Raw genomic sequence first — 14786 nt, forward strand, 5'->3', positions numbered from 1 at the left:
GAGAAACCGAAAACCCAGACCATGAAGTCCATCTGCGCCGACCTGGTGCTGCAGCGTCTGGCGCCCGATGCCGGCGCGGCCCTCAACCGCCAGCTCTACGACTGCCTGCGCGAGGCCATCCTCGACGGCAGCCTGCCGCCGTCGAGCCCGCTGCCCGCCTCGCGTGACCTGGCGCGCGAGATCGGCATGTCGCGCAACACCGTGCTGCACGCCTATGCACAGCTGCAGGCCGAGGGCTATGTGCATTCGCGGATCGGCAGCGGCACCTTCGTGGCCGAGACTGCGCCCGACAGTTTCCTGAGCGCCGGCCACCCCGCCACGGCCGCCGATGCCGCGAGCGCGCCGGTGCGGCTGTCGAAGCGCGCGCAGACCCTGCTGGCCAGTGCCTCGGCGGCCCCGCTGCAATGGGGCGCGTTCATGCCCGGCGTGCCCGACGTCACGCAGTTCCCGCACCGGCAGTTCAGCCGCATCCTCACGCGGCTCTGGCGCGCACCGGCGCCCGAGCTGCTGACCTATTCGCACGGCGGCGGCCACCCGGCCCTGCGGGCCGCCATCGCCGAACACCTGCGCGTGGCGCGCTCGGTGCGCTGCGACGCCGACCAGATCCTCGTGACCGAGGGCGTGCACCAGGCCATCGACATGACGCTGCGCATGCTGGTCGACCCGCGCGAGACGGTGTGGGTCGAAGAGCCCGGCTATTGGGGCTTCCACAAGGTGCTGCAGATGGACGCCGCGCGCGTGCGGCCGCTGCATGTGGAAAGCGCCGACGAAGGCCCCGGCGCGGGCTGGCCCAAGGGCGGCAAGCCGCCGCGATTGATCTTCGTCACGCCCTCGCACCAGTACCCGCTGGGGTCTGTGATGAGCCTGGCGCGGCGGCGCGAGCTTCTGGACTTCGCACGCGCCTCGGGCAGTTGGATCGTCGAGGACGACTACGACAGCGAATTCCGCTTCGCCGGCCGCCCCATTCCGGCCATGCAGGGCCTGGAGCCAGACAGCCCGGTGATCTACGTGGGCACCTTCAGCAAGACGCTGTTCCCGGGCCTGCGCGTGGGCTACATGGTGCTGCCGCGCGCACTGGCCCAGCCTTTTCGCACCGCCCACGCCGACCTGTACCGCGAAGGCCATGCCATCACGCAGGCGGCGCTGGCCGCGCTGATCGACCAGGGCCACTACGCGGCCCACATCCGGCGCATGCGCGTGCTCTATGCGCGCCGACGTGCCTTGCTGGCCGGGCTGATCGGCGAGCACCTGGGTCCGGACTTCCTGCACCCGCAAGCCAGCAACGCGGGTCTGCACCTGGTGCTGCGCCTGCCCGACGGCAGCGACGACGTGGCGATCGCCCAGGCGGCGCAGTCGCGCGGCGTGCTCACGCGGCCGCTGTCCTCGTACTACCAGCGCGGCGGTGCGCAGCGCGGCCTGCTGCTGGGGTATGCGTGCGTGCAGGAGGCGCACATCGCGCCGGCGTTCGCGGTGTTGCTGCGCTGCCTGAAGGCGGCCGGCATCGGGTAGCCGACACCGGCCCTGGGCTGTGACGGCTGCAAGTGGAAGGGACCGCAATCTCGCGGAAGTAGCACGACCGCGCTACATTGTTCCGGCTTGGAGGAGCAGCCATGTCGACAACGACCATTCGGATCGAAGACAGCCTGAAGCAACGGGTCGCCGCCATGGCAGACCGCGCTGGCAAGACGGCGCATGCATTCATCGTCGATGCCATCGCCGAGAACGTCGAGCAGGCAGAGCGGGAGGCAGAGGCGCACCGCATCGCGGACGAGCGATGGGGCAAGGTTCTGGCCACCGGCAAGACAGTGCCCTGGGGCGACGCCAAGACGTACCTGACCGCCCGTGCGCGAGGCATCGCCGTCAAGAAACCTGCCGCGAGGAAGCTGGGCGATTCAGGCAGCGCATGACGCGCATCGAGCTGGCACCGGAGGTGCTCGAAGACTTCGAGCGTTTCATCGAACACATGCAGACTTTCGATGTGAGCGACGTTCCCGCAAGACTGGAGGAGATCGTCCAGGCGATCGACATCCTGGCACACAGCCCCGCCATCGGCAGGCCGGTGAAAGGCGTAAAGCGTGAGTTGCTGCTGGGCCGCGGTTCGCGCGCCTATGTCGCGCTTTGTCGGTACCTGCCGGAGCTCGATGCCGTCTTTGTCCTGGCGTTGAGGAGCCAGCGGGAGCGTGGTTAAAAACCTTGACGGCGATGCGTGGCGCTTGCGGTTGGGTAGGGCGGCCGGACTTGGCCAGAAGCGATCGTTCGCCATCTGGAGAACGACCGCTTCAGACTGATCTGAGTCATTCACGGTCCATTGCCTGAACGGCAGCAACCATCAACACCGGTCATTCCACGCCGCCTGTCCTGAACGGCAGCTTCACCCTCGCAACCGGCCGCTCAAGTGCGCGGCTCGACGCGTACCGCGTCGAACAACCGCTTCTGCGCGCAGCGACAGGCTTGTGTCAACCCACTGCGGGCCGGCGAGGTTCACGAGTTCGCCAACCCGGAAGCAGTCGGTTGCGTCCCTACCAGCATCGGTCGTATGCGCAACGCCTTCAGCGCTCGTATTCAGGTCTAGCGGTCTAGCCGCACCGGCAAGAACAATGCAAGCGAAGCCAGGGCAAATGACGCCGTTGAGACTCAGCTACTCGCGGCCCATTGATGGCTGCGAGCTCCAACGCCTAGATCCGACGCGGGCACATCAGGGCTGAATCAGATCATTCGGCCCGGTGTACTCGAACGAGATCTGGTCTGCCGCACCGTTCGACGTTGCCACTGTGAGGCCGACGGCCGTCTGACTGAAGGGATAGCGAACTCTGCCCAGCTCTCGATAGTCGCTGCTGTAGATGACGCCGGCCTTCGGCCCGGATTCGGCGATGCGCAGGGGCATCCCGGGCGGCATCGGCACGCCACCATTCCACTGCACCGGTCCGGCGTACCTCGTCGTCGTCCACGGTGCTACGTTGCCTGCTCCATGCGGAGCAGTGAACTCCTTCCACAGCTCGTGCGAGTTCCCGGTCGGCCAGGTGGGTATGACGCTCAAAGCCAGCACCGTGTCTGAGGCAAGCCAAGCACGCAAGCCCCTGGCGTCATCGAAATCTGCGCCTGTCGAATCCACCGCGCTGATGGCGCCAAGCCTCGACGCTAAGCCAGCCTTGATAAGCATCGCAGCGGGGATTGACAACGTTCCCGTCTCGACTGCAGCAACGGCGCTGCCGCTGCCCAAGTTCGGCAGCAGGTCAATGTCCAAGTCGAATGGATCCCCAACAGGCGCGTGGGCCTGCGCACGAACTCGAACGGCTTCCATTGCCCACGGCAAGTTGTAGACAAATGCATGCTCGATGAGGGATATCGCATCGTCTGCGTCGTCGCCCCCTAGCTCGGCAACAGACGCTCCCCTCAGCCACTGATCCAGGAACTTTCGCCAATCGAGCGGCAGGGACTTCGGCTTGAACGGGGGGATCTCGAAGGCAATCTCAGCAAATGCGACGATGGCCTGCACGGCTTCGTCGACTTCACTGCCGTCCACAGCGGTATCTGCCTTGAGCAGCAGGAGCTCAAGCTCGTCGGCCTTCTCATCGAGCTTTCGCCCCGTCTCAAGACCAACTCCTGCGAGGAAATAACCGCGCCTTTGCGCTGCTGTCGAACTCGTCCAGATGAACTTTGCGCGGGCCTTCAAACCAGCGTTGAGTACGGTTCGGATGCCCTCGGTTTGCCGGGCGAGCCGACGCATCAGCAGCGATGACGTTAGCACCTCATCGATTTTTGACTCGAGCTCCGCATCAGTAACCTGCGCGTCCCCGAGCAAACTGAAAACGACAGTATCCAGGCTCGTGAGATGACGCGGCCAATCTTCGGCTGCGGCCTCGGCCAACCTTGCACTTTCGCCAGGCACGGCCGCAAAGCTCCAAGCTCCTTGGCCCGCTACATATGCCACCAAGGTGGCGACGTCAGTAGTCGCGAGCTTCTTGGCCATGCGAGCGAGCAACCAGTAAAGCAGACGGAGGATGCCGCTCTCCATCTCACGTTGCTTGTCGCCGCGGATCAGGCTCTTCCATGCTTCTTGTCGCTTTTCGTGCTGGTCAAACATCGGGTAAAGGACCAAGCCTTCGATGTCGACATAGGCGCGACCAGCACGGCCAACGACATTGCGGAACTCTGACTCGTCGATCGCCTCGCCATGCCTGAAGTGCCCATGAAAGATGAGGCTGGTTGCTGCAAGATTGAGCCCTTGCGCGAGCGTGGGGGATGACACCGTGAGCTTCAGGATGCCTTCACGGAGCAATCGCTCCACCTCCTTTCGGAACTGGGTGGGCAACTCGCCATGGTGCACCGCAACGCCCATGCGAAGGCACTTCAAGATTTCGTGGTCCGGTCCGAACCACTCAGCGCCCACCGCCAACGCAGATGCGATAGCTGCAGTCGGCGGCATCGTGATGGGTGGAAGCAGTCCCTTATTGCTAAGCTCGATGATGCGCTTGGCGAACGGCATGACCGAAACGCGAATCGGACAGAAAACCAGCACCGACTGACCATCTTCAATGAGACGCCACGCCGTGAAAATGCACAGGTCGGTCTGCGATCCGGGGACGATCGCCGCGTTTGCACGATTGGATGTCCTCTTGCCGACGACAAACTGGGGAATGGACGGATGCTCGTCTCCCACCACAACGTTCAGCTGCGCGACCTTGGTCTCGGTGTTCCAGTCAACCTCACCAAATCGAAGCCGCGTTGGACGCCAACCGTTCTTGATGAGTCCGTCGGGCCGGTCGGCGGTGAGCCAAGCGGTGAAGTCAGCAAGTTGGTCACCATCAGGCAGGATTGCGGAAAGGCACACGATGCGCCGGGAAGCTGCGTCAGGCCTCCGAAGCAGCCGCTGAATCTGTGCTTCGTAGCGCACCTCCCGCTCGCCGAGCCCGATCATGTGGCCTTCGTCGAGGACAACCAACCCCACGTCGTCCAAGAGCGTCGGGTCGCTCCGAAGGGCGAAATCGAGCTTTTCGGGCGTCGACACCACGATGTCGCGCGACTTGAGCGTGTCGACATCGCTGCTACTGGCACCGATGCTGCCGTAGAGGCTTGAGACGCTTTTGCCGAGCGCGCTAAACGTGCGGCGTAGCGAGACCTCTGTTTGCGCAGACAGCGCACGCAGCGGCGTGACGAAAACGACTCGCTTGCCTGCCGCCAGGCACGCGAGGATGCACAGCTCTGCGATGCGCGTCTTTCCCGCGCTTGTAGGCAGTGACAGCACAAGATTTGCGTCGTACTCCAGCACACGCTTCGCCGCGTCAATTTGGGACGGCCAGAGCTCAATCTCCGACCGACCTCGGCACAGCAGCGAGGTGATGAACAGCTTGCGCAACGATGTCCAATCGCCGATCGTTGCACCATCGGGGCCGGATATGGGCAAGATCGCGTGAAAGCTGCTGGACCAGAGGCTGTTGACGATGTGCAGCGCTAAGCGATGCACCCACCACTGGCCGACGAAGTTCATGTCCCCCGCAACGGACAGGCCCTGCCTGAGACGCGCCTGTGCTTCGTCGATGAGATGCTGTTCGCCCCGCTCCAAAGCGAGCAGCGTCTGAGACATCGCCGACATGAAGTTGCCCTCTAAGCCAAGCAAGAGGGCCTCAGCTACACCTTCGCCGTCTTCCAGGGCCGCCCCCTGACCGTCTACTTCGAAAAGGGGATCCAGCGCAGCCATGACGTTGTCGTCGGAACCGGCGCCCGACTCGAACCAGCCAGCGACCGCACGGTTCATCCCAGCAAGGTCCCGCAGCAACAGTTGTGCGAGGCATCGCTCAACGACCGACAGATTGGCCTGCTCGAAGCCAGCCCTCAGAAGTGAGTACGCGCGCGCCGAGAAACGCCCCAGGTGGTACGCGCTTCCTGCGACTAGACGGTGGAAATCTCGCGTCTCGTCCAGCTGCCCGCGCGCGACGACGGCCTCGATGGACTCCGCCGCAACCTCGAAGGCTTGTCGCGCAGTCTCGAAGTCGCCGCCCAGATCCAGATACCGCAAACCATGGAGTAGCAGCGAGTAGCCGAACGAGAGTAGGTCCTCCGACAGGAGTGGGCTGAAATCCGGCGCATCGATCGGCAGCTCGCCCGCGCGCCAAATCATGCCGCGCGCCTGTCCCCTTGCCAGCAGCTGTTGACGGTAACCCGCCTCAACCGCTTCACGGATGTTGGAGCGCAGCTCCTCCAGTGTGGATGCCATCAGGCCCCCACGGCCGTGAAGACGGCTTTAATGAACTTCTGATGCTCAGTGACCCGCAGCCCGACGTAGTGCTGGTTCGCGCCCCCGGTGTAGCTGCTCAGGTTGGATTTCAACAGCGTGGTCGCGTCGTTGCCCGTGAAGGCAAATAGCATGTGCGTGACATCGCTGGGCTTGAGCGACTTCTTCAATTGAGCGTCGTCGATTGCGTCCCGCAAGGGCTTGTCAGCAGTGTCCACCAGCCGGTCAGCAACGAATCCCATTGAATGGGGCGACGGCAATTCGCCATAGCCGGACAGCGCCTCTCGAGCCTTCGTGACGGTGGCAGCAGGCATGGTTGCATTGCTCTTGGACTCCGCCTTGAGCACCGTGAGCTTGTCGGTCAAGGGGTTCAAGTTGAAGCCCAACATGTCGTCCCCCCTCATCGACATGTTTCGGTGGTCTTTGAACTGAAGACGTTTGATGCCCAGCGTGAACGGCGTCTTCTCACGGACGAAAGTAGTGCACAACACCTCGCCGAGGTCGCCAGACTTGAGCTGCGCGCTTTCCGGCAGCCTGTTCTGAATTAATTCCGCAACTTCGTGCCGCTGCAGGCGAGCGAACATCTCGGCCAGCCGGCTCGGCGGCAAAAAATGATCTGGCATTGCATCTGCCACGATAGCGACAGACGCATCAAACTTCGATGCATCTGCGGTCAGCATCGTGTGGCTATGGGGCGCACTGCACCCAACAACGACCTCCGTGCACCATTCGGCGAAGCGCGTCATGCGATAGAACCTTCAACTATGGAATGCCTTTGCACCCGCACGGCAAATACTCTCGATCTCAGCGCGGATGGCCCATGACGGCGAGGTGCATGCTACCGCGCATGAGGCGCTAAAGGTAACAATAGTAACCTGCCAGTTGTCCGGGTCTCCTGATTCAGCTTCGCAGTTTGGATGCAAGGCCCATCGAAATGCAGGCAGCTCAAAAGCCGCCCTTTGCGAACGTTAGCTCCTGACCGGTACTGTGAGTTCGACCCGATGCCAGACAACATCCGGTTAACCTCTGCCGCCGCAGCGGTGGGACGGGCAGATTGTTCGAACGCTCAGATATCCGTCTGCTCGAAAAATCGAGGGCATCGTCTTCCTCGATGCCGAGGTGCCTCAGCGTCGACTCAAGCTTGGAATGCCCGAGGAACGGCACACAGGTTTTTGGTGCGCCGGTAAATCAGCGTCGCCTTGGCCCTGCGCATCGATTGCGTTCCGTACTGAACGCGCGCGTGGTGCAGGAGAGGTCGTTTGCGAGCCATCCGCGCACCTTGGCACCGGCGCGCGGCGACTGTTTTCCCTGGGCGAGCGAGATTGCGTTTTGTCCGACCGATCATGTTCCACATTGGCTGGCCCACAGGGTCGGTCGACGTTACCAACGCCTCGGCAAGGGAGGGCAGGGACGCCGTCTTTACCTCCTCCAGCAGCCCTGTTTCCTGGTCCACCGCGCATGGGTCGCGATCCGATCAACCAGTTCGTCGTCCAAGACGCCTGAAGCGCCATTCCGGAAAGCCCGGCTTAGGGATGCGAGGCTTGGCGCTCCTGCATCAGGACGCAGACTTGGTGTTTCGGCAGGCGGACTACCCGCGTTGCTCAAGTTCTCGAATCGCCGAGATGTGTGCTCGGTTCAGACGGCAGCACCCGGGCTGACTTCGGCAGGTAAGAACATGTCCACTAGACGCCGCGAGAACAGCACACCGAAGATGCCTCTCCGTTCGTCGAGTGCGAGGTCTCTTTCGGCAGACACCTGTTCGATGAACTGGAGCGTCTTGGGATCCAGGTGGCTCTTCAGCTGGGCAATCATCTCGTCCACTACTTGGATCTCATGGGCCAGGCGATGTAGACCAACGGCTTGAATGTCCACACCGACGGTACGCTCCCAAAGCGACCGGTACTGTTTGAAGACAGGAACGCGCCGGTTGAAATAGACCTCATTGAACTTGAGCTTGTCGAGTACGACGTTGCCATGAAGGAGATCGTTCCTCTCGTTAACGAGCGTGTGATAGGCCTTGAACGCAGCGTGCTTGTAGTCGATCTGCGACTCGAAGCCGATGCAGGTCATCGACAAGGTCTTGATGCGAACGTCTATTGGTTGTCGAATGACGTTGTCCCGGAGCCTCTCGTCGGACTTGAGCTCTGGTCGCATAAGAGCGAACAGGAGGAGATTGACGAAGGCCTCCGCCATCACCGGAAGCATCGATCGGATCCCGAAGCACAGGCCAAGCCCCTTGGAATAGCGCGCACTGATCTCCGACCAGTCGGTGTCAAACGCTTGCTGAACGCTGGTGATGTCAGGGATCGCCTCATTCTCGGGTTGAAGGTTCAACGCGAGTAGCTCGCGCCGCAGGGAGCTCACCGAGCTTCGAATGCGCTGGTATGGATTGATGAACTCTTTCCAGTCCTCAAGCGACTTCCTCAGCTGAGCCATCTGCTTGCCATGCCCTCCGAAATCCGCCTTCATTTGTGCGGCAAGGTCCGGCATATCGGCTTGGCTGATTTCCGGGCCGTCGAGAAGCATGACGGCGGTCCGAAAGTTCATCCCTTGGAACAGGATCCAGCCCGCTCCCGTGCGAAGCATCCATTCCCAATGGACCAAGTTGTCGGAGCTGTCATTGCGAAGGAGGTTTTGCGGGCCATTTGGAGGACCGAAGCGTGCGTGGAGATAGCAATAGAGATCGCTGGGAGGGATTTCGTTCCTGAGGGCGAGACACCTCACCCGGGGCGACCGATTTTTTTGCTGCAGCTCAGCAATCACCTCTCCAAAGGGCGGGCAGACCAGACTAGCATTGAAGTCAGCGGAAATGGACATGCTCGTTCGGCCAGGCGGCGCATCGGTATGGTCCGGCTAGCTTACCTGACTCAATTCGCATGAAGGCCATCAGCAGCGCGTTGCGTCGGCACTTGGGGAGGGCAAGCCGCGCCAACGCTCCTTACAAGCGCTCAAGTTGTTGTGCTCCCACCAGCCTGCTCGGGGCGGCAGAATACGTGAAGTAAAAGGCCAGCAAGGTAGCAAAAGACCTGAGTCAATGCGCGCTCAAAGATAACTAACGTGAGCGTAGGTCGCGCGGGTGCCTCGAAGGACTGGAGAGGCTGATTTGCCGTGATCCGAGTGACTCCTCGGGGTCGATAACACCTATTCAAGACCCAAGCCAGCGGACTTTCAGCAGCTCCTTAGGTGCCCAGCGGCGATGGTCACCTCGTCATCTGAAACCCGTCGTTGGGCAGTTTGCCATCTTAAATGCTCGGACGGCAGCTATGGAACAGTTACCGGCAGGTCGCGATGTGGCCAGGAGCAGCGGCAATCGCTGCAAAGCCGTCATTCGGTTTGAACCGTTGGCTGTCTGCGTCGGCCCGCCCACAGCCGAGCTAAAAGCAAGGCCGCGTCGACGTCGCCCCCTCGCCCGCCCCCACATCGGCGCGCTCTCGACAGTGCACGGCCCGATCCGAACAACGCCGGCACCGACCGGGTGGAAGAATGGTTTGCATGCAAGCCATCACCCCTGAAGTCGTCGCCGACGAAGCCGCCCTCGTCGCCGCCGCGCACGCCCTGCGCGCCGAATCCATCGCCATGCTCAGCGAGCTGGTCACGCACCCCTCGCTGCTGGGCCACGAGCAGAGCGCGCAGGCCTTCATGGCGCGGGCCTTCGAGGGTCTCGGCCTGCAGGTCGACGCCTTCCAGATCGACGAGGAGAAGCTCAAGGCCCACCCCGGCTACTCGCCCTCGATCGTCTCCTACGAGGGCCGCACCAACGTGGTGGGCATCCACCGCCCCAACGGTCCGTACAAAGGCAACTCGCTGATCTTCAACGGCCACATCGACGTGGTGCCCACCGGTGCCGAGGTGCTGTGGACGCACACGCCCTTCTCGGGCAAGGTGGAAGGCGATCGCCTCTACGGCCGCGGCGCGTCGGACATGAAGGCCGGCATCGTGGCCTACACCATGGCCTACAAGGCGCTGCGATCGATCGGCCTGGAACCCGCATCGCCGGTGTACTTCCAGTCGGTGATCGAGGAGGAATGCACCGGCAACGGCGCGCTGGCCTGCCTGGTGGCGGGCTACCGCGCCGATGCGGCCGTGATCACCGAACCCATCGCAGAGAACGGCATCATGACCTGCCAGATGGGCGTGCTGTGGCTGGCTATCGAGGTGCTGGGCAAGCCCGTGCACGCCTCCGTCGCGCAGACCGGCGTGGGTGCCATCGACTTCACGATGTACCTCTTCGGCGAACTGAAGAAGCTGGAAGCGAAGTGGAACGCCCCGAGTGCGCGCTACCGCAGCTTCGCGCACCACAACCATCCGGTGAACTTCAACCTCGGCAAGATCAGCGGCGGCGAATGGGCGTCTTCCGTGCCCTCGGCCTGCCGTGCCGACGTGCGCATCGGCTTCTATCCGGACATGAAGGTCGAGAATGCCAAGAAGGAAGTCGAGGCCGTGCTGGCCGCCGCCTATGCCGCGCACCCGGCCCATGAAGCGCTGAGCTACAAGCTCGTCTACGAAGGCTTCCAGGCCGACGGCTGCCACGTGCCCGACGATGCACCGATCGTCACCGCCATCTCGCAGTGCCACCAGGACATCGTCGGCAAGAACCTGACGCCGACCGCTTTCACCGGCACCACCGATGCGAAGTTCTTCAACCTCTATGGCGAGACGCCGGCCATCTGCTACGGCCCCTCGGGCGGCGCCAACATCCACGGCATCGACGAATGGGTGTCGATCGACAGCCTGATGCAGACCACCGCGGTGCTGGCGGTGTTCATGGCGCGCTGGTGCGGGGTCAATCGACTGACGGCGGCCCCCGACGCCTGAAAGGGCGAAGGCGCCGCAGCAGGTGCGTTCAGCCTTTCAATCCATCTCGCTGCGGCCCAGCCCCAGGTAGTGCTTGGGCGTCTTGCCCATCACGCGCCGGAACATCGCCGTGAAGGCGCTGGGGCTTTCGTAGCCCAGGTCCATCGCGACCGTCGTCACCGCATGGCCCAGCGACAGCCGGCGCACCGCCTCCATCAGCCGCACCTGCTGGCGCCACAGCGTGAAGGTGATGCCGGTCTCGTCCCGGAACAGGCGCGTCAGCGTGCGTCGGCCCAGCGCACCGAAGCGGGCCCAGTCTTCCAGATCGCCTTCCCGGCCAGGGTCGGCCAGCAGCGCCTTGCAGATGCGCAGCAGGCGCGGATCGTTGGGCATGGGCACATGCAGCGCGACCCTGGGCGCGGCGCAGATCTCGTCGAGGATCAGGCGCATCACACGGCCGTCGCGGCCCGCCTCGTCGTACAGCAGCGGGATGTCGGTGGCTTCGATGATGAGCTGCCGCATCAAGGGCGAGACCTCGATCACGCAGCACGCGTCGGGCAGGTTGGGCGACGCGTCCGACTGGATGTAGAGCGAGCGGTTCGACACCGCCTGGCCGCGTGCATGCATTTCGTGCTCGATGCCGCCGGGCACCCAGACGGCACGATTGGGAGGGACCAGCCACGCGCCTTCCTGCGTGTGGAGGGTGAACATGCCCTTCACGGCATAGGCCAACTGGGCGCGCGGATGCGAATGGCGCGGGACGATCATCGAGGGCTCGGGATCGTGCTCCACGATGATCATCGACACCGGGCGCGGGATGTCCTGGTAGTCCACGGCGAGCTGGCTACGGACGGGGTTCAGGCTGTTGATCATCACAGTGTCTCGGCTCGCAAGATTTGCGCCAAAGCGGAGCGGCGGACTGTGGCCCACGCAAGCCCGGAGGTCAAGCGAGCGCGAGGATGGCCCACGCGAAACAGAACTCGGCTCGAACCCCGCAAACCTCGCACGCCCCGCTCCCTACACTGAATTCGCCATACGACGCACGCCGCACACACCGTGCGGAAGTCCCATCCCCTTCCCGAGGATCACCATGAAGAAACGTGAGTTCCACAAGTTCCTGCTCGCAACCGGCGCCATGGGCTTGGCCGAGTTCCCGCTGGGCTTTTCACAGGCGTTCGCCCAGACCGCGGGCGGCGTCAAGGGTGGCACGCTCAACGCCATCGTGCAGCCCGAGCCCCCGATCCTCAACCTGGCTGTGAGCCAGCTCACGCCCACGCAGATGGTGGCCGGCAAGATCTTCCTGAGCCTGCTGACCTACGACGTCAACCTCAAGCCGATGCCCAGCCTGGCCAGGAGCTGGACCATCTCGCCCGACGGGAAGACCTACACCTTCAAGCTCGAGCCCAATGTGAAGTGGCACGACGGCAAGCCGCTGACCGCCGACGACGTGATCTACACGGTGAAGGAATTCCTGCCGATCACGCACCCGCGCGCCAAGGCGCTGTTCGGTCGCTGCGAGTCGATCACCGCGCCCGACCCGCACACCGTGGTCTTCAAGCTGGCCGAACCCTTCAGCCCGTTCATCGGCGCCTTCGACATCTCGAACCTGCCGGTGATGCCCAAGCACATCTATGCAGGCACCGACGTGGTGAAGAACCCGGCCAACCTGAACCCGATCGGCTCGGGACCGTTCAAGCTCAAGGAGTGGGTGCGCGGTTCGCACATTCACCTGGTGCGCAACGAGGCGTACTTCAAGCCGGGCCTTCCCTATCTCGACGCGATCATCTACCGCGTGGTGCCCGACGGTGCCTCGCGCGCGCTGGCGCTGGAGAACGGCACGGTGCAGCTCACGCAGTGGACCGACCTGGAACTGTTCGACGCGCAGCGCCTGAGCAAGAAGGCGAACCTGGCCGTCACCACCAAGGGCTACGAATACTTCGCGCCCATCATGTGGCTGGAGATCAACAACCGCAACGCACCGCTGGCCGACAAGCGCTTCCGCAAGGCGGTGATGCATGCGATCGACCGCAACTTCATCAAGGACAAGATCCTCTACGGCTTCGGCAAGGTCGCCACCGGTCCGATCAACTCGAAGACCAAGTACTACGAAGCCAACGTCACGAAGTACGACTTCTCGATCGCCAAGGCCAAGGCACTGCTCGACGAGATGGGCCTCAAGCCCGACGCCAAGGGCACCCGCGTGACGGTGCGCCTGCCGGTGTCGCCCTATGGCGAAATGGTGCAGCGCACCTGCGAGTACATCCGCCAGTCGCTGGCCAAGGTCGGCATCGCGGTGGTGCTGGAGTCCACCGACCCCGGCAGCTACACGCAGCGCGTGAGCAACTGGGACTACGACCTCAACCTGTCGTGGCTGTACCAGTTCGGGGACCCGGCGCTGGGCGTGACGCGCAACTACGTGACGTCGAACATCCGCAAGATCCTGTTCACCAACACGGTCGGCTACTCGAACCCGCAGGTCGACAAGCTGGCCGATCAGGCCGCCGTGGAGGTGGACGAACCCAAGCGGCAGGCGCTCTACAGCGAGATGCAGAAGATCATCGTGGACGAGGTGCCCATCGCCTGGCTGGTCGAGATGGAATTCCCGACGATCCACGACAAGCGCCTGCAGAACATCGTGACGACGGCCATCGGCGTGCACGAGAGCTTCGACACCGTGTACTTCAAGGGCTGACCGCCATGGCGCGCCCTCCCCGCGTTCTTCGCCTTCGTGCCGAAGGGCATGCCTGCCGGTCTCCACGCTTCCTTCTATGAATCTCAAATGGCTGACGATCGCGGGCGCCCTGGGCGTGCGCCTCGCGAAGATGGTGGCGGTCGTCCTGCTGATCGCCATCTTCAATTTCATGCTGGTGCGCGCCGCGCCCGGCGACCCCGCCCTCGTGATGGCCGGCCAGTCCGGTGCCACCGACGAGGCCTTCATTGCGCGCGTGCGGGCCGAGTACGGGCTCGATCAGCCCTTGCCCACGCAACTGGCCACCTACCTGGGCAAGGTCGTGCGCCTGGACCTGGGCTACTCGCATCGCCAGCAGCGCACCGTGGCGAGCGCCATCGGCCAGCGCCTGCCCGCTACGCTGCTGCTCACGCTCTCGGCCTTCGCGATCTCGCTGGTCGGCGGGGTGGTGCTGGGCAGCCTGGCCGGCGTGCGCGCCGGCAAGGTGTCGGACACGCTGATCAGCCTGCTGGCGCTGGTGATCTACGCCACGCCGGTGTTCTGGCTGGGCCTGATGCTGGTGCTGCTGTTCTCGGTGCAACTGGGCTGGCTGCCGGCCTTCGGCTACGAGACCATCGGCGTGACGATGTCGGGCGGTGCGGCCGCGGTCGACAAGCTCAGGCACCTGGCGCTGCCGGCCTTCACGCTGGGCATGCTCTACCTCGCGATCTACGCGCGGCTGATGCGCTCCTCCATCATCGAGGTCAGCCACCAGGACTACGTGAAGACCGCGCGCGCCAAGGGCGCCTCGGAGCGTCGCATCCTGTGGCGCCACATGCTGCGCAACGCGCTGCTGCCGGTGGTGACCATGGCGGGTGTCCAGGCCGGCACGCTGATCGGCGGCTCGGTCGTGATCGAGACCGTGTTCGCCTGGCCCGGCCTGGGCCGCCTCACCTACGAGGCGGTGCTGCAGCGCGACTACCAGATGATGCTCGGCATCTTCCTGGTGCTGTCGGTGCTGGTGATCGCCTTCAACTGGCTGACCGATCTTCTGTACCGCGTGATCGACCCCCGCATCAAGGCATGACCGCG

At 63.6% G+C, this 14786-nt stretch carries 10 protein-coding genes and 1 pseudogene; 6 read left to right on the top strand and 5 right to left on the bottom strand.

The features are described 5' to 3' along the window. Positions 1–21: 21 nt before the first annotated feature. The 3 genes from pdxR (at position 22) to ACSFBC_RS21360 (ending at position 2188) form a co-directional block, all read left to right on the top strand. Positions 22–1509 (top strand): MocR-like pyridoxine biosynthesis transcription factor PdxR, encoded by a 1488-nt coding sequence (gene pdxR, locus ACSFBC_RS21350; protein WP_435512365.1) that lies wholly within the window; start codon positions 22–24, stop codon positions 1507–1509. Positions 1510–1610: 101 nt separating this feature from the next. Beyond that, a complete protein-coding gene (locus ACSFBC_RS21355; protein ID WP_435512366.1) occupies positions 1611–1907 on the top strand; it encodes a CopG family ribbon-helix-helix protein in 297 nt (98 codons plus the stop codon). After that, positions 1904–2188, top strand: coding sequence for a type II toxin-antitoxin system RelE/ParE family toxin (locus ACSFBC_RS21360; protein ID WP_435512367.1), 285 nt, complete (start codon positions 1904–1906; stop codon positions 2186–2188). The genes ACSFBC_RS21355 and ACSFBC_RS21360 overlap by 4 nt, the downstream gene beginning before the upstream one ends. Positions 2189–2695: 507 nt before the next feature. On the opposite strand, the gene ACSFBC_RS21365 is transcribed toward ACSFBC_RS21360, so the two are convergent. The 4 genes and pseudogenes from ACSFBC_RS21365 to ACSFBC_RS21380 form a co-directional block, all read right to left on the bottom strand. Then, complete coding sequence (locus ACSFBC_RS21365) at positions 2696–6214, bottom strand: DEAD/DEAH box helicase (protein ID WP_435512368.1); 3519 nt, start codon at positions 6212–6214, stop codon at positions 2696–2698. Further along, the gene (locus ACSFBC_RS21370) at positions 6214–6978 is read right to left on the bottom strand and encodes a Hachiman antiphage defense system protein HamA (RefSeq protein ID WP_475544563.1); all 765 of its coding nucleotides are present in this window, start codon (positions 6976–6978) and stop codon (positions 6214–6216) included. Before ACSFBC_RS21370 ends, ACSFBC_RS21365 begins: the two co-directional genes overlap by 1 nt. A 331-nt stretch (positions 6979–7309) precedes the next feature. Then, positions 7310–7469: pseudogene (locus ACSFBC_RS21375) on the bottom strand (integrase); the annotation flags it as partial. Positions 7470–7867: 398 nt separating this feature from the next. After that, positions 7868–9049: a hypothetical protein gene (locus ACSFBC_RS21380; protein WP_435512370.1), complete on the bottom strand. Its 1182-nt coding sequence runs from the start codon at positions 9047–9049 to the stop codon at positions 7868–7870. A 675-nt stretch (positions 9050–9724) separates the two neighbouring features. Here ACSFBC_RS21380 and ACSFBC_RS21385 point away from each other — a divergent pair. After that, positions 9725–11047 carry an ArgE/DapE family deacylase gene (locus tag ACSFBC_RS21385; protein ID WP_435512371.1) on the top strand — a complete coding sequence of 441 codons (1323 nt, stop codon included), beginning with the start codon at positions 9725–9727 and terminating at the stop codon, positions 11045–11047. A gap of 36 nt (positions 11048–11083) precedes the next feature. Here ACSFBC_RS21385 and ACSFBC_RS21390 read toward each other — a convergent pair whose 3' ends face one another. Then, entirely contained in the window at positions 11084–11899 is an 816-nt protein-coding gene (locus tag ACSFBC_RS21390) for an AraC family transcriptional regulator (protein WP_435512372.1), read from the bottom strand. A 217-nt stretch (positions 11900–12116) separates the two neighbouring features. Here ACSFBC_RS21390 and ACSFBC_RS21395 point away from each other — a divergent pair, with 217 nt between their 5' ends. Together ACSFBC_RS21395 and ACSFBC_RS21400 are read left to right on the top strand one after the other, a co-directional pair. Next, positions 12117–13718, top strand: a complete 1602-nt coding sequence (locus ACSFBC_RS21395; protein WP_435512373.1) for an ABC transporter substrate-binding protein — start codon at positions 12117–12119, stop codon at positions 13716–13718. Between the two features lie 76 nt (positions 13719–13794). Then, on the top strand, positions 13795–14781 hold the full coding sequence (locus ACSFBC_RS21400; protein WP_435512374.1) for an ABC transporter permease: 987 nt from the start codon (positions 13795–13797) through the stop codon (positions 14779–14781). The last annotated feature ends 5 nt before the right edge of the window (positions 14782–14786 follow it).

Source organism: Variovorax frigidus, from assembly GCF_051216515.1.
Taxonomy (GTDB): Bacteria; Pseudomonadota; Gammaproteobacteria; order Burkholderiales; family Burkholderiaceae_C; genus Variovorax.